This window comes from Terrirubrum flagellatum (genome assembly GCF_022059845.1).
GTDB lineage: Bacteria > Pseudomonadota > Alphaproteobacteria > Rhizobiales > Beijerinckiaceae > Terrirubrum > Terrirubrum flagellatum.
Genome location: NZ_CP091851.1, coordinates 234,914 through 250,323 on the forward strand (window position 1 = coordinate 234,914; position 15,410 = coordinate 250,323).

Annotated in this window: 11 protein-coding genes and 1 pseudogene; 7 read left to right on the forward strand and 5 right to left on the reverse strand. The window is 62.0% G+C overall.

The genetic code is table 11. The features are described 5' to 3' along the window. Positions 1–2 precede the first annotated feature (2 nt). The gene (locus L8F45_RS01210; RefSeq protein WP_342361063.1) at positions 3–797 is read left to right on the forward strand and encodes an ABC transporter permease; all 795 of its coding nucleotides are present in this window, start codon (positions 3–5) and stop codon (positions 795–797) included. Next, positions 798–1,700, forward strand: a complete 903-nt coding sequence (locus L8F45_RS01215) for an amidohydrolase family protein (protein ID WP_342361064.1) — start codon at positions 798–800, stop codon at positions 1,698–1,700. Between the two features lie 26 nt (positions 1,701–1,726). Here the strand turns inward: L8F45_RS01215 and L8F45_RS01220 are convergent, their stop codons facing one another. Both L8F45_RS01220 and L8F45_RS01225 read right to left on the reverse strand, forming a co-directional pair. After that, positions 1,727–2,950 carry an aminotransferase-like domain-containing protein gene (locus tag L8F45_RS01220; protein ID WP_342361065.1) on the reverse strand — a complete coding sequence of 408 codons (1,224 nt, stop codon included), beginning with the start codon at positions 2,948–2,950 and terminating at the stop codon, positions 1,727–1,729. A 226-nt stretch (positions 2,951–3,176) separates the two neighbouring features. Then, complete coding sequence (locus L8F45_RS01225) at positions 3,177–4,331, reverse strand: winged helix-turn-helix domain-containing protein (protein ID WP_342361066.1); 1,155 nt, start codon at positions 4,329–4,331, stop codon at positions 3,177–3,179. A gap of 207 nt (positions 4,332–4,538) precedes the next feature. Here L8F45_RS01225 and L8F45_RS01230 point away from each other — a divergent pair, with 207 nt between their 5' ends. Next, the gene (locus tag L8F45_RS01230; protein WP_342361067.1) at positions 4,539–5,024 is read left to right on the forward strand and encodes a VOC family protein; all 486 of its coding nucleotides are present in this window, start codon (positions 4,539–4,541) and stop codon (positions 5,022–5,024) included. Between the two features lie 9 nt (positions 5,025–5,033). Here L8F45_RS01230 and L8F45_RS01235 read toward each other — a convergent pair whose 3' ends face one another. Both L8F45_RS01235 and L8F45_RS01240 read right to left on the reverse strand, forming a co-directional pair. Next, positions 5,034–6,356, reverse strand: coding sequence for an Hsp70 family protein (locus tag L8F45_RS01235; protein WP_342361068.1), 1,323 nt, complete (start codon positions 6,354–6,356; stop codon positions 5,034–5,036). A 200-nt stretch (positions 6,357–6,556) separates the two neighbouring features. Beyond that, positions 6,557–7,993 (reverse strand): OFA family MFS transporter, encoded by a 1,437-nt coding sequence (locus L8F45_RS01240; protein WP_342361069.1) that lies wholly within the window; start codon positions 7,991–7,993, stop codon positions 6,557–6,559. A gap of 407 nt (positions 7,994–8,400) precedes the next feature. Here L8F45_RS01240 and oxc point away from each other — a divergent pair, with 407 nt between their 5' ends. The 4 genes and pseudogenes from oxc to folD all read left to right on the forward strand — a co-directional run bounded on the left by oxc (position 8,401) and on the right by folD (position 14,568). Then, a complete protein-coding gene (gene oxc / locus L8F45_RS01245; RefSeq protein WP_342361070.1) occupies positions 8,401–10,149 on the forward strand; it encodes an oxalyl-CoA decarboxylase in 1,749 nt (582 codons plus the stop codon). Positions 10,150–10,158: 9 nt separating this feature from the next. After that, positions 10,159–11,441: pseudogene (gene frc, locus L8F45_RS01250) on the forward strand (formyl-CoA transferase). 26 nt (positions 11,442–11,467) lie between these two features. Then, positions 11,468–13,618, forward strand: coding sequence for an acetate--CoA ligase family protein (locus L8F45_RS01255; protein ID WP_342361071.1), 2,151 nt, complete (start codon positions 11,468–11,470; stop codon positions 13,616–13,618). A gap of 59 nt (positions 13,619–13,677) precedes the next feature. Further along, positions 13,678–14,568 carry a bifunctional methylenetetrahydrofolate dehydrogenase/methenyltetrahydrofolate cyclohydrolase FolD gene (gene folD, locus L8F45_RS01260; protein ID WP_342361072.1) on the forward strand — a complete coding sequence of 297 codons (891 nt, stop codon included), beginning with the start codon at positions 13,678–13,680 and terminating at the stop codon, positions 14,566–14,568. 19 nt (positions 14,569–14,587) lie between these two features. On the opposite strand, the gene L8F45_RS01265 is transcribed toward folD, so the two are convergent. Continuing rightward, positions 14,588–15,409 (reverse strand): IclR family transcriptional regulator, encoded by an 822-nt coding sequence (locus tag L8F45_RS01265; protein ID WP_342361073.1) that lies wholly within the window; start codon positions 15,407–15,409, stop codon positions 14,588–14,590. Position 15,410: the final 1 nt, after the last annotated feature.

The window sequence follows — 15,410 nt, forward strand, 5'->3', positions numbered from 1 at the left end:
CCATGGAGGAGAATCGTACAGGCTGGCCGTTGAAGATCGCCGTTGCGATCCTGTTCATTTTTCTGCTCGTGCCGGTGCTGGTGGTCATCCCGCTGTCTTTCAGCGGTGAGAACACGCTGAAATTCCCGCCCACGAGCTGGAGTTTCCGCTGGTATATCTCGATTTTCGAGCGCGAGCGGATGATCAATGGCTTCCGCGTCAGCGTCGTCATCGGTCTCCTGGTGACGAGCGCGACGTTGCTGATCGCGCTGCCCGCGGCCTATGTCATCGTGCGGCTGAGAACATGGGGATCGGAATTTCTCTACAACCTGTTCACGGCGCCGCTGCTGCTGCCGACAATCGTGCTGGGCCTCGCGATCCTGATCATCTTTGCGTCGGTTGGTCTCCTCGGGACTTTCACCGGCATCGCGCTTGGTCATCTCGTGCTGACTTTGCCTTATGCGCTGCGCATCGTCGCGACCTCTCTTGCTGGCTTGCCGATCATCGTCGAGGAAGCGGCGGCGACGCTGGGCGCGAGACCTTTCACCGTGTTCCGCCGCATCACCTTGCCAATGATGGCGCCGGGGCTTCTCTCCGCGGCGGCGCTCAGCTTTCTCGTGTCCTTCGACGAGATCGTGATCACGCTTTTTCTCGCGGGTCCGCGCGTTTCGACGCTCCCCGTCGAGATGTTCCGCCATCTCGACACGCGCGCCGATCCGCTGATCGCGGCGATCGCGGTGCTGATGATCTCTCTGACATTGACCGTCGTGCTGATCGTCCATCGCAGCGTCGGCCTCTCCAAGGGCTTCCTGAGATAGATGCCCGTCTATTCCGGCCCGATCATCGACCCGCACATGCATCTCTGGGACATGTCGATGGGCCGGCATCCCTGGCTGAAGCCGTCGACGAGCGCGAGCGCACTCAGCGGCATCGAGCAGATCAGGCGCGATTTTCTTGTTCAGGATTATCTCGAAGCGAGCGCTTCCCATGACGTCGTCGCGACCGTGCATATCGAGGCGGTGTGGGATCAGGCGGATCCATTTGGTGAAATCGCCTGGCTCGACACGCTGGATAAATCGCGTGGAATTGCGACGCGCTATGTGGCGTCCGCTCCATTCGGGACGGACGGGGCCGCTGCAATCATCGAACGCCAACTCGAACATTCCCGTGTCGTCGGCTTTCGCGCTATCGTCAGCCACCACCCGACCGCGCCCGCGAAGTCATGGACGCAGCGCGCCGATCTCGCGCTCGACCCCGTCTGGCGGCGCGACATTGCGCTTCTCGCGCGCGGCGGCGCCAATCTCGACCTGATGATGTATCCCTATCAGGCGGACGCGGTTCTCGATCTCGCTGACACCCTGCCTGATCTCCGGATCGTCGTAAATCACAGCGGCAGCCCGATCGATCGCGATGAAGAGGGCCTCGCGCGTTGGCGCAGCGCGGTTCGCAGGCTCGCAGAAGCGCCCAACATTGCGATCAAGGTCAATATGGTGGGGTATGATCCCAATCCGACCTATGAGACTGTAGAGGCAATGGCGCTTCACTGCATCGACTGCTTCGGAACAGAGCGCGTTATGTTTGCGACCGATTGGCCGGTCTCCACGCGCTACATCGCCTATGAGGGCGTGTTCAGCAACTTCAAGCGCGCCACGGCGAACTTCTCACAGGACGAGCAGCGCGCGCTGTTTCATGACAACGCCAAGCGCATCTATCGAATGTAAGTGATCGCGTTTGTGCGGGCGCTTCGTCAGGCGCCGAGATAGCGCCTGACCGCCTTTGCAAGCCGTTTCACGCCCTCTGTGAGAATGTCAGGCGGATTGCGCGTGAAATTGACGCGCATGGCCGAGCGCAATTCGCCATCGGGATCGAAGACGCTGCTCGGCACAAAGGCGACGTTTTCGGCGAGCGCGTGATGATAGAGCGCATTGGTATCGATGTCGGGCCGACGCGCGCGCATCCAGACGAACATGCCGCCCGGCGGCGTCTCCCATTCGAACCATTCGCCGAGATGCTCGCGCGCGGCGGCGCAGAGCGCGTCGCGCCGCTCGCGATAGCTCGCGACGATCTTCGGCGTATGAGCGTCTTCGACGCCGCCTTCGAGCAGCTCCAGCGCGACGGCCTGCGCGAACATGCTGCTTGAGAGATCAGTGCTCTGCTTGGCGAGCGCGAGCTGTTGAATCATCGCGGCGTCGCCAACCGCCCAGCCGACGCGAAACCCGGGCGCGATGCTTTTCGATAGCGTGCCGAGATAAATGACGGGTCCGTCATAGGCGCCGCCGCGGGCGCTCGCGTCGAGCGACAGGATGCTCGGGCCGGCCGGCCCGTCGAGTTGTAGCGGCAAATAAGGGTCATCTTCGACGAGCCAGCAGCCCGCTGCCTGAACGCGCGCCAACAATTCGGCGCGCTGCGCGGTTGGCACGAGCACGCCGGTCGGATTGGAATAATTCGGCACGGCATAGACGAACTTCGCGCGACGCAGAGCCGCGTCGAATCCCGCATCGTTCAGATTCCATGTCAGCTTTTCATAGGCGGGCTGGCGCGGTCGCCAGGCGTCGAGCGCGCCGAGATAGGTCGGGAATTGCGCGACGATGAGATCGCCGGAATCGATGAGCGCCTTGCCGAGGAGATCGAGCCCCTGCATTGCGCCTGTGGTGAGCAGGATGTTGTCGGTCGTGAAGCGGTGGCTTGCGGCTGTTGACATGCGCGCCGCGATCGCCTCGCGCAGCGCCGGAAAGCCTTCGACGGGCCCATATTCCAGCGCGCTTCCACCCCAGCGCGCGAGCGCCCTCTCGGTCGCCGCCGCTGCCGCCTCGACCGGATAGAGTTCGCTGGCGGGAAGACCCCCAGCAAGGCTGATCACATCCTTGCGGCCGCCGATCGACAGGAACTGCTGCGTGATCGTGTTGCTGGAATTGAACCAGGAGGCGTAGGCCGGCCGCGATTTCACCGGGCTCTGGGGAGGAAAATCCATCGGTCAGCCTGGGGCGATTGGTGCTGTGGTTCCGCGCGGATGCGCTGCTTCATTCGGCATAGGCCGCCGACCCGAGATCAGCAAGCGCCTTGGAGCATGGCGCGAAAAAGCGGGAACCGGCTTTTCCGAAACGAACGCATGCGTTCGCCTGGCAAAAGCCATGCTTTCAATTTTGGCATCGATCATGTTCCCGAAATTTGATTGTTCAATCAAAATTCGGCGCGACCTAGCCGCCGAGCTGGAAGCGCTCGAAGCGATGCAACTCGTCCTCAATTCGCGGCTTCAGCGTCTTTGCTGCGCCGCGCTTGACCCAGGTCCATTTCTGCAAAGCGATCTTCCGCTTTTCACGATCCGTCTTGATGTCGAGCGCGGCGACGATTTCATCGCCGATAAGCACGGGAAGAGCGAAATAGCCGAAGCGCCGCTTTTCCTTTGGCACATACGCCTCGAAGACATGGTCATAGTCGAAGAAGAATTTAAGCCGCTTGCGCTGGATAATCAGCGGATCGAAGGGTGAGAGGATGTGAACAAGCTCTTCTGACGGCGCGATATCGATTTCGAGATTTTGCGGTTCCGTCCAATGCTCGACAGTCACGCCATCAATTGCGACCGGCGTCAGCAAGCCCTTGCGAACCCGCGACTCGATGAGGCGGCGCACCGCGGCCTTCCGCGGCGCATCGAGATGGCAGAGCGAGTCGAGGCTCACGACGCCTTGCGCGCGCAACCCGCGATCGAGGAGATAATCGACAAAGCGCTTTTCCGATTCCGCTTTCGGCTGCTTCTCCCACGAAAAATGGCGATCGATCAGCTCATAGGTCTTGAGCATGCCGATCCGCTCGCTGATCGTGAGATAGCCTGCGTAAAAGGCCTGCTCCAGCGCGCGCTTCGACGGTTTGCGGCTCGCCCACAGATGTTCTTTCTCGACCAGCACATCGTCGTCGATATCGCGCAGCGACAATGCGCCTTCCCGGCGAATGCGCGCAATCACCTTGCGCACATCCTTCGCCTTCGTGGCGTCAAGCGTCTCTTTGAGCTCGAGGCGATAACGCTTCATCTCGGGCAGGAAATAGGGAAGGTCTTTTGTTGGCACGTAAGACAGAGCATGCGTCCAATATTCGAAGACGGATTTGTCTGACGTCTGCGCCTGCCTGAGATGCTCGCGCCGATAGTCCGGAATGCGGCTCCAGAGAATGTGGTGATGGCAACGCTCGATGACGTTGATCGTGTCGATCTGGACATAGCCGAGATGTTCCACGGCTGCGCGCGTGGCTTCGGACCCGTCGCCGAAGGGCGCGCGCGTATCGAGTTTCTGCGCGCGCAGCCAGATGCGACGGGCTTGCGGCTTCGTGAGAGTGGGCGGCTTGGCGGCGGCGCGGGGCATGGGCGGGCGTTTCGAAAAGCGACTCAGCGTAAACGCTAGCCGACGCCGGTCTCGTTGAAATCCGTTTCTTGCTGCGGCTCCCGCATGGATCGTCTGCATTGGTGATCCGCGCGGCCGGTTCCCGGCTCGATTAGGGCGCTTCCGCTGACGGCTTGCTTTATTTAACCTATAGGTTTAATGCATTGGCCTCACAGCGAGGAGAACCCCATGTCAAAGATCGTTCCCTGTCTCTGGTTCGACCACCAGGGCGAGGAGGCCGCCAGGTTCTATGTCGAGACGTTCCGCGCCTGTGGGCAGGAGGCGTCGATTGGCGACATCTCCTACTATGGCGAGGGCGGGCTGGCGCCGAAGGGGAAGGTGATGACCGTCTCCTTCACGCTTGCCGGCCAGAGCTTCCTCGCGCTCAATGGCGGCCCGCACTACACCTTCTCACCTGCGATCTCTCTCACGGTGAAATGCCGGGATCAGCGGGAGCTCGATCAATTCTGGGAGCGGCTTTCCGCCGACAAGGCATCGGAGCAATGCGGATGGCTGAAGGACAAGTTCGGCCTGTCCTGGCAAATCGTGCCCGAAAATATTGGCGAGTTGATCACGAAGGCCGCGCCCGGTCGTGGAGCGAATGTGATGCAGGCGCTGATGAAGATGAAGAAGCTCGATATCAACGCGCTTGTCGACGCCGGCAAGGCTGCGTGACGCAGTCTGTCACGCGGCGGCGTTGATCGACCAGCGCGCCGCGTGTCCGGTCGCGGCGATCAGCGCGAGCCCATAGGCGATCGACTCGAACTGGTCGGCCGACATGAGACGCTGCTCACCGAAGCGGTCAAGGAACAGGCGTCGGATCATCGGCACATAAGACGTGCCGCCGGTGAGAAAGACGCGCTCGATCTCCTGGGGCTTCACATTGGCCTTGGTCAGCGCTTCGTCGATCGTTTCCTCGATGCGCTTGACGTCGGGCCTGATCCAGCGCTCGAACTCCTTGCGCGTGACGCGCGCCTTGAGCTCGAAACCTTCCGCCTTGAACAGAAATTCGGTTTCGTCGTTCTGCGACAGGGCGATCTTGGCGTCAGATACGGCGCGATAGAGCTCGAAGCCGTGATCATATTCGACGATGTCGATAAAGTGGCGCAGAGGCGAGGGATCGACCGCGCTCTTCTCAAGCTCGCGCAGCTCGTTGAGCTCGCCGCTCGCCTTCATCATCGCGAGGTGGCTCCAGCGCGCGAAGTTCGTGTAGTAGCGGTTCGGGATCGCAAGCACCTTGCCGAAGGAACGATAGCCGGCGCCCTTGCCGAGTTTCGGCGACACCACATGATCGACGATGCGATAGTCGAACATGTCGCCGGCGATGCCGACGCCGGAATGCGACAATGGCTCGGCCTGAATCTCGCCGCCCTTCCTCGAAAAGCGCATCACGGAGAAATCACTGGTGCCGCCGCCGAAGTCGGCGACAAGCACCGTGGCGTCGTGATCGAGCTGGCGCGCGAAAAAGTAGGCGGCGCCGACCGGTTCATAGACATATTCGGCGTGCGAGGCGCCGAGAGTCTCGCAGGCGGCGCGGTAACGCTGCATGGCGAGCGCGTCGTTGGGCGCGTGGCCGGCGAAGCGCACCGGCCGTCCCATCACCAGCCGGCGGCTCGCGAAATCCAGCCGATCGTCGGCATGGCGCTTCAATGTGCGCAGGAATGTGGCGAGCAGATCCTCGAAGCGGAAACGCTCGCGGAAGATGCGCGTCTCCTGGAAGCTCGCGCTGGCGGCGAAGCTCTTGAAGGATTGGATGAAGCGATGGGCGAGGTGACCCGCCATGAACTCTTCAATCGCCCACGGGCCGCCCTCGACCCGCATGCGCTTCGTTCCGGCATGCCGCTCGTCCCAGAAGCAAAGCGCGGTCACGAAAACATTGTGATCGCTTCCGCCATGAGCAAAACGGATCGCCTCGACGCGGCCTGAACCGTCGGCGAGAGCGACCACGGTGTTGCTCGTGCCAAAATCGATGCCGATCGCGAGATCGGCGGGAAGATCGCGTCGCATGGCCAGCAGGGTGTTAATTGGGGGACGGCGACCTAGCAGGTCACGGCCGTCGATGTAAGCCTTCCGACGAGAAATTCCGGAGTTGTCTGGCGAGCGGCGCGATGGCTGTGGCGCGACGGCCACGGTCGCCGGAGATGCGCAAAATCCGGGCAGATAAAAAATAGCCCGCGCGGCGGTGCGCCGCGCGGGCCTCTGGCAAGTTACTGGGAGTTCCGCGCAATCACTCTGGCGCGCCAGGGCTTCAGCACGACGATCGCGAGCACGGCGGCGAGAATGTTTGCGCCGGCGGCGATGATGAACACGATATCCCAATGGCCCGTCGCCTGCTGTAGCGAGTTGCTGTAGGGCACGAGTAGCGCCGCCGTTCCCTTCGCTGTATAGAGAAGGCCGGCGTTGGTGGCGGCGAATTTCGAACCGAAGGTGTCCGTGCAAGTCGAAGGGAAGAGCGAATAGATCTCGCCCCAGGCGAAGAACACGAAGCCCGAGAGGAGCACGAACCAGACGGGATCGCCGCCGAGTTTATAGAGCGCGTAGATGCCAAGCCCTTCCATGAAGAAGGCGATGAACATCGTATTCTCGCGGCCGATCTTGTCGGAGATCCATCCGAAGAAGGGCCGCGTAAAGCCGTTGAGCACGCGGTCGAGCGTCGCGGCGAAGGTTAGCGCCGGCATGGTCGCGCCGAGCAGCGTCACGGGAATGGCGTCGACATGCAGATCCTTCGCGATCGGCGAGAGATTTGCGGTGACCATGAGGCCGCCAGCGCCGACGATCACGAACATGAAATACATGAGCATGAAGATCGGTTCGCCGCGATTGATGACGATCGCGCCGCCAACCGCGAAGATGAGGACAGCAAGCACAAGCGGGAGATAGAAGAGCTGGCCGAGGCTCCACATCACAAGGCCGATCGCCAGCGTCGCGAGCGACGCAATGATCCACATATTGTTCGGTCCGATGATTTCGTTCGGCGCATATTGGCGTCGGCTCTGGACGTTCACCGCCGTCTGTGGCGCGGGCGGCGCCTGGCCGGGACGCGGCGAGAACAGGAAGAATGAGAGCAGGCAGATGATCACGCCCTGGCCGATGCCGAAATAAAGGAACGTGTTCTGGAATCCGCTCGACTGGATCATGTTCTGGATCGGAACCACGGTCAGCGCCGAACCCGCGCCAAAGCCTGCGGCCGTCAGGCCCGCGGCAAGACCGCGCTTGTCGGGAAACCATTTCAGCGCGCTGCCGATACAGGTGCCATAGACCGCGCCGGCGCCAATGCCGCAAATAATCATCGCCGCGTAATAGCCGGTGAGGCCGCCAAGCGATGTGGCGCGCGACGTCATCCACCAGCCGATCGCGCAGAGAACGCCGCCAACGAAGATGACGACGCGCGGGCCATATTTATCGACGAACCAGCCTTCGATCGGCACGAGCCAGGTTTCGAACAGCACGAACAAGGTGAAGGCGATCTGGATCGACGCGCGATCCCAGCCGAATGTCTTCTGAATGTCTGGAACGAAGAAGGTCCAGCCATACTGATAGTTGGCGATCATCACCATGCAGACGACGCCGATCGTCAGCTGCGCCCAGCGATAACCTTCACTTACGCGCGTGGTCGTCGCGTAATTTTCTACGGCGATTGTCATGACCTCTCCCCGAAGCGTTTCCCTGATTTTCGATTGTTTTTTGGAGACGCGCGAACGCGCGCCTCAGAGCGCCAGAGGCTTTATGCAAAGATGGTATGCCAGTAGACAACAAATGCAAGAGAAAATCTGGAAATCCTTTCCATAATTATGCTGCGGCGCAACAATTCAGGCATTTATCCATGATATTCAATGGTATGACTTCGCAACACCAGCAGGCGTCAATGGAAATGGATTCGAAATTAAAGGGAGGCGCTTGCTTTCTCCGCTAAACTGGCATACCAGATTCCAATCTTGAGCGCGCATTTGAGTTAAGCGCAGCAAGCGATGCGACCGGCGTCCGCCGATCGAAATCAAATGGCGCGTCAGACGTCAGCGAAAGAAGCAGCCGTAATGAGGGAGATGAGTGCATGCTTGCTGTGGTCGAAAAAAAACAGGTCGAAGGTTCGACCGCCGCAGCCGATGATGATCATGCGCTCACGGACGGCTTCAATCTTGTTATCGAAGCGCTCAAACTCAACGACCTTACGACGATTTACGGGGTTCCGGGGATACCGATCACGGATTTTGGCCGGATGGCGCAGGCGGCGGGATTGCGGGTGCTGTCGTTCCGGCACGAGCAGAATGCCGGTTATGCCGCCTCGATCGCGGGATATCTCACGAAGAAGCCGGGCGTGTGCCTGACGGTGTCGGCGCCGGGGTTTTTGAACGGGCTGACGGCGCTCGCGCATGCGACGACGAACTGCTTTCCCATGATCCTGATCTCGGGCTCATCTGAGCGCGAGATCGTCGATCTGCAGCAGGGCGATTACGAGGAGATGGATCAGCTCGCGATCGCCAAGCCTCTGTGCAAGGCGGCGTTCCGGGTGCTGCATGCGCAAGATATCGGGATTGGATTGGCGCGCGCCATTCGCGCCGCGGTGTCGGGCCGTCCGGGCGGCGTCTATCTCGACCTGCCGGCCAAACTGTTCGGCCAGGTGATGGATGCGGAGGCGGGAGCAAAGTCGCTGGTCAAGGTGGTCGACGCGGCCCCGGCGCATATCCCCTCGCCGGAGTCGGTGAAGCGCGCGCTCGACGCTTTGAAGACCGCGAAGAAGCCGCTGATCATTCTGGGCAAGGGCGCGGCCTATGCGCAGGCGGATGACGCCATCAGGGAGCTCGTGGAAAAGAGCGGCGTTCCCTTCCTGCCCATGAGCATGGCGAAGGGATTGCTGCCGGATGCGCATCCGCAATGCGCCGGCGCCGCGCGCTCGACGGTCCTTAAAGACAGCGACGTCGTGATGCTGATCGGCGCGCGCCTCAACTGGCTGTTGTCGCACGGCAAGGGCAAGAGCTGGGGAGATCATCCCAAGACCTTCATCCAGATCGACATCGAGCCGAAGGAGATGGATTCCAACGTCGGCATCGCAGCCCCCGTGGTCGGCGACATCGGCTCCTCGGTCGCGGCGCTGATTGAAGGCATGGGCTCCAACTGGCCAAAGGCGCCGGCGGAATGGACCTCGGCGGTGGCGAAGAAGCGCGAGGAGAATGTGGCGAAGATGGCGCCGCGCCTCATGAACAACAATTCGCCGATGGACTATCACGGCGCGCTCGGCGTGCTCAAAACCATCATCGCGGAGCGGCCGGACGCCATTCTCGTCAATGAAGGCGCCAACACGCTCGATCTCGCCCGCGGCGTCATCGACATGCACCAGCCGCGCAAGCGCATCGATGTCGGCACCTGGGGCGTGATGGGGATTGGCATGGGCTACGCCATCGCCGCCGCGGTCGAGACCGGCAAGCCGGTGCTGTGCGTCGAGGGCGACTCAGCCTTCGGCTTCTCCGGCATGGAGGTCGAGACCATCTGTCGCTATGGGCTGCCGGTCTGCGTGGTGATCTTCAACAATGACGGCATCTATCGCGGCACCGACGTCAATACGGCGGGCGATGATCCCGCCACCACCGTCTTCGTCAGGGGCGCGCGCTACGACCGCATGATGGAGGCGTTCGGCGGCGTCGGCGTCAACGCCACCAATCCCGATGAACTCAAGCGCGCGGTCAATGCGGCGATGGATTCCGGCAAGCCGACGCTGATCAACGCCGTCATCGATCCCGCCGCGGGATCTGAATCCGGCCGCATCGGCAATCTCAATCCGCAAAGCGCACTCAAGAAGAAGTAAGGGGAGCTGATCATGAAAGCGCTCGCAGGCGTCAAGATCCTTGATTTCACCCATGTGCAGTCGGGTCCGACCTGCACGCAGCTGCTGGCCTGGTTCGGCGCCGACGTGATCAAGGTCGAGCGCCCCGGCGTCGGCGACATCACCCGGGGCCAGCTCCAGGACATTCCCAAGGTCGACAGCCTCTATTTCACGATGCTGAACCACAACAAGCGCTCGATCACGCTCGACACCAAGAACCCGGGGGCAAGGAAGTCCTCGAGCGCCTGATCAGGGAGTGCGACGTGCTCGTCGAGAACTTCGGACCCGGCGTGCTCGACCGCATGGGTTTCCCCTGGGAGACGATCCACAAGCTCAATCCGAAGATGATCGTCGCCTCGATCAAGGGGTTCGGCCCCGGTCCTTACGAGGACTGCAAGGTCTATGAGAATGTCGCGCAATGCACCGGCGGCGCGGCCTCCACGACCGGCTTCCGCGAGGGGCCGCCGCTCGTCACCGGCGCACAGATCGGCGACAGCGGCACCGGCCTTCATCTCGCGCTTGGCATTGTGACCGCGCTCTACCAGCGCACCCATTCCGGCAAGGGCCAGAAGGTCACATGCGCCATGCAGGACGGGGTTCTCAATCTCGCGCGCGTCAAACTGCGCGACCAGCAGCGCCTCGCCCATGGGCCGCTGAAGGAATACAGCCAGTATGGCGAGGGCATTCCCTTCGGCGCCGCCGTGCCGCGCGCCGGCAACGATTCAGGCGGCGGCCAGCCCGGCCGCATTCTCAAATGCAAGGGATGGGAGCAGGACCCCGACGCCTACATCTACTTCATCACCCAGGCGCCGGTGTGGGAGAAGATCTGCGACGTGATCGGCGAACCGACCTGGAAGACCGATCCCGAATATTCAACGCCGCCGGCGCGCCTGCCGAAACTCAACGCCATCTTCGCGCGCATCGAACAATGGACCATGACCAAAACCAAGTTCGAGGCCATGGACATCCTCAACGAGTTCGACATTCCCTGCGGGCCGATTCTCTCAATGAAGGAATTGATCGAGGACAAGTCGCTGCGCGCCACAGGCACGGTCGTCGAGGTCGATCACCCCACCAGAGGCAAGTATTTTTCCGTCGGCAATCCGATCAAGCTCTCCGACAGCCCGGCCGACGTCAAACGCTCGCCCCTGCTCGGCGAACACACCGACGAAATCCTCGCATCAGTCCTCAAATACTCGCCCGCAGAAATCGCTGCTATCAAGGCCGCGGGGGCGACCGAGGCGCCACAGCCCAAGAAAATCGCCGCTGAATAGAACCCATCATCATCGGGAGGAATTCCATGTCAGTCGCCATCTCAACGCCCGATCGCCAGCAGATCGTTCGTTCGGTTCTTGATGCGGTGAAGAGTTCGGGGCGCACCGCGCTCACGGCGCCCGAAGCGAAAATCGTCTGCGACGCCTACGATATTCCGCTGCCGCGCGAAGGTCTCGCGACATCGGCCAGCGAAGCCGAGAAGCTCGCGTCCGGCATGGGCTACCCCGTGGTGATGAAGATCGTTTCGGCTGACATCCTGCACAAGACGGATGCGGGCGGCGTTATCGTTGGCGTGAAATCGGCCGAAGAGGCGAAGGCGGCCTACGACAAGATTCTCGCCAATGCGAAAGCCTACAAGGCGGACGCCGCGATTGATGGCGTGCAAGTGCAGCAGATGCTGCCGTCCGGCGCGACGGAGACGCTGGTTGGCGCCATCACCGATCCGTCCTTCGGCAAGCTTGTCGCATTTGGTCTTGGCGGCGTGCTTGTCGAAGTGCTGAAGGACCTGACGTTCCGTCTCGCGCCGGTGACGAAGGCGCAGGCGCTGGACATGATCGGTTCAATCAAGGCGAAGGAAATGCTCGACGGCGTGCGCGGCGGCGAAGCCGTCGACCGCAATGCGCTGGCTGGCATCCTCGTGCAGGTGTCGACGCTGCTCGATGATTTCCCCGAGATCGATGAGCTCGATCTCAATCCGGTGTTTGCGACAAAGAAGGGCGCGACCGCGGTCGATGCGCGCATCGTCTGCAATTTCGAGGCGCGCGCCGAGCGCTTCCGTCCGGATCAGGGCGCAATCGTCAAGGCGATGAATCGCATCTTCCATCCGAAGGCGGTCGCCGTCATCGGCGCCTCGAACGAGATCGGCAAGATCGGCAACTCCGTGATGAAGAATCTCATCAATGGCGGCTACAAGGGAACCATCGTTCCCGTGCATCCCAAGGCCGACGTGATCGAGGGCGTGAAGGCCTACAAGTCGGTGCTCGACTATGCCGGCGACATCGACGTCGCGGTGTTTGCGGTGCCGGCGAAACTCTGCAACGCCGCGATGGACGAGGTCGGACGCAAGGGCATTCCCGGCGCGGTGATGATCCCTTCGGGCTTCGCCGAGACCGGCGACCAGCCGCTGCAGGACGAGCTGCTCGCGACGGCGCGCAAGCACAATGTGCGCATCATGGGGCCGAACATCTACGGCTTCTACTACACGCCGGAGAATCTCTGCGCGACCTTCTGCACAGCGTTTGACGTCAAGGGTAAGGCGGCGTTGTCGTCGCAATCCGGCGGCGTCGGCATGTCGATCATCGGCTTTGCGCGCTCGACCAAGATGGGCGTGTCATCGATCGTCGGTCTCGGCAACAAGTCCGATGTGGACGAGGACGATCTCCTGACTTTCTTCGAGCAGGACCCGAACACGCAGGTCATCGCGATGCATTGCGAAGATCTCAAGGATGGTCGCGCCTTCTCCGAGGTCGCGGCGCGCGTGTCGAAGAAGAAGCCTGTAATCATGCTGAAGGCGGGCCGCACCGCCTACGGCGCGAAGGCTGCGGCGTCGCATACCGGCGCGCTCGCAGGCAACGATAAGATCTATGACGATGTGCTGAAGGCGTCAGGCGTCATCCGCGCGCCGTCATTGCGCTCGATGCTTGAATATGCGCGTGGCGTGCAGGTGCTGCCGGCGCCGAAGGGAGAGAATGTTCTCATCATTACCGGCGCCGGCGGATCAGGGGTGCTCCTCTCGGACGCCTGCTTCGACAACGGCCTGACGCTGATGAAGATGCCTGATGATCTCGATGCGGCGTTCCGTAAGTTCATTCCGCCGTTCGGCGCCGCTGGCAATCCCGTCGATATCACCGGCGGCGAGCCACCGAGGACCTATCAGAACACGGTCCGCCTCGGGCTTGAGGATGATCGCATCCATGCGCTCATTCTTGGCTATTGGCATACGATCGTGACGCCGCCTCTGGTCTTCGCCGACAAGATGATCGAGGTCGTCAGCGAAATGCGCGCCAAGGGGATCGACAAGCCGATCGTCGCCTCGTTGGTCGGCGACGTCGAGGTCGAGAAGGCTTGCGAGAAGCTCTACGATCACGGCATCGTCGCCTATCCCTATACGACGGAAACGCCGGTCGAAGTGCTGGGCGCGAAATACAAGTGGGCGCGCGCGGCCGGGCTGATCTAGTCGAATAGCGCGCGGATGCGACGAGCGTCCGCGCGCAGTTTCCAATTGAGGCGGGCGGCATGTCGGCACGCATCATTGACGGCGTCGCGCACGCCGAAGCGCTTCGCGCACGCGTTCGCGAGACTGTCGCGCGCCTCAATGTTTCGCCCGGTCTTGCGGTCGTGCTCGTGGGCGACGATCCCGCGAGTCAAGTTTATGTGCGCACGAAATCGCGCCAGGCGCAGGCGGTTGGCATCGCGGCGATGGATCATCGTCTGCCGGCGACAACAACGGAAGTCGAACTGCTCGCCGTGATCGCGCGGCTGAACGTTGATCCGGCCGTGCACGGAATTCTCGTTCAATTGCCACTGCCGGCTCATATCGTCACGGCGAACGTGTTGCGCGCGATCGATCCGGCGAAAGACGTGGACGGGTTTCATCCCGTCAATGTCGGGCTGCTCGCGACGGGGCGCAGCGAGGACGGCTTCACGCCCTGCACGCCGCTTGGCTGTTTGCTGCTGCTGAAAGAAACGCTTGGCGATCTCGCCGGACGCGACGCGATCGTGCTCGGCCGTTCGATGATCGTGGGCAAGCCAATGGCGCAGCTTCTTCTCAATGAGAACTGCACGGTGACTGTGGCGCATTCGCGCACGCGCGATCTCGCGGATCGTTGCCGCAGCGCTGATATTGTCATCGCCGCTGTGGGAAGGCCTGGGATGGTGCGTGGCGACTGGATCAGGCCGGGCGCGACTGTGATTGATGTCGGCATCAATCGGCTTGTTAGCGCAGACGGGAAATCCAGCTTGGTCGGCGACGTCGCTTTTGAGGAGGTTTTTGCTGTCGCCGGCGCGCTGACGCCCGTGCCAGGCGGAGTTGGCCCGATGACGATCGCCTGTCTGCTCGCGAACACGGCGACGGCGGCGTTCCGCAGCGCGGGCGTTGATAGTCCGGATTGGAGCCTTGCGGCCTGACGCGCGAACGCCGCGCTCTTCAGGCCTTCGCTGGCGTTCCGCCAATACGTTCGGTGATCTCCGCCGCGGCGCGCTTCACCATGGGGCCAAGTTCGCCGAGGCGTTCGTCGGTGACGCGAACGGTAGGCCCCGACACTGAGATCGCACCCATCACTTCGCCATGCTCGTTGAAGATCGCCGCGCCGACGCAGCGCATGCCTTCCGCGCGCTCTTCATCGTCGATAGCCCAGCCGCGTCGACGCACGAACGCGAGATCGGCGGCGAGCGCCGTCGGATCGACAATCGTGTTGGCTGTGAATTTCGGCAACCCGACGCGATAGAGAATCTGCGACACCGGCTCCTCATCCATCGCGGCCAGGATCGCCTTGCCCAAGCTCGATGCGTGCATGGGCGCGTTCGCGCCGGGGCGATGAAAGGCGCGAATGGAGTGATGGCTTTCGAGCTGCGAAAGAAAGACGACGTGATCGTCATTCTCGATCGCGATATTCACCGTCTCGCCGCTGTCTTCGCCGAGCTGATGCATGACGCGCCGACCGACATCGACGAGCTTGCGGTTGCGCAGGAAGGCGCTGCCGATCTTGAAGGCCTTGACGCCGATGAGATAACCGCCGCGGCCGTCGTCCCATTGTACGAAGCCGCCTGCTTTCAATGAAGCGAGAATGCGATGCGCCGTTGAAGCCGCGATGCCGGCGCGCTGGGCGATGCTGGTCAGCGAAAGGCCGTCGCCATCGGCGATGATCGCGAGAAGAGCGAGGCCGCGATCGAGCGCCTGCACTGAGCCGAATGCGGCCGATGATTCATGCTCAGCCTGGCTTTTCGCAGATCTCGGCCGCCCAGCCATG

Excerpts from the sequence above, each read along its gene's own strand:
- L8F45_RS01210 (WP_342361063.1), top strand. The coding sequence starts at position 3 with ATGGAGGAGAATCGTACAGGCTGGCCGTTGAAGATCGCCGTTGCGATC.
- L8F45_RS01215 (WP_342361064.1), top strand. The coding sequence starts at position 798 with ATGCCCGTCTATTCCGGCCCGATCATCGACCCGCACATGCATCTCTGG.
- L8F45_RS01220 (WP_342361065.1), bottom strand. The coding sequence starts at position 2,950 with ATGGATTTTCCTCCCCAGAGCCCGGTGAAATCGCGGCCGGCCTACGCC.
- L8F45_RS01225 (WP_342361066.1), bottom strand. The coding sequence starts at position 4,331 with ATGCCCCGCGCCGCCGCCAAGCCGCCCACTCTCACGAAGCCGCAAGCC.
- L8F45_RS01230 (WP_342361067.1), top strand. The coding sequence starts at position 4,539 with ATGTCAAAGATCGTTCCCTGTCTCTGGTTCGACCACCAGGGCGAGGAG.
- L8F45_RS01235 (WP_342361068.1), bottom strand. The coding sequence starts at position 6,356 with ATGCGACGCGATCTTCCCGCCGATCTCGCGATCGGCATCGATTTTGGC.
- L8F45_RS01240 (WP_342361069.1), bottom strand. The coding sequence starts at position 7,993 with ATGACAATCGCCGTAGAAAATTACGCGACGACCACGCGCGTAAGTGAA.
- oxc (WP_342361070.1), top strand. The coding sequence starts at position 8,401 with ATGCTTGCTGTGGTCGAAAAAAAACAGGTCGAAGGTTCGACCGCCGCA.
- L8F45_RS01255 (WP_342361071.1), top strand. The coding sequence starts at position 11,468 with ATGTCAGTCGCCATCTCAACGCCCGATCGCCAGCAGATCGTTCGTTCG.
- folD (WP_342361072.1), top strand. The coding sequence starts at position 13,678 with ATGTCGGCACGCATCATTGACGGCGTCGCGCACGCCGAAGCGCTTCGC.
- L8F45_RS01265 (WP_342361073.1), bottom strand. The coding sequence starts at position 15,409 with ATGGCTGGGCGGCCGAGATCTGCGAAAAGCCAGGCTGAGCATGAATCA.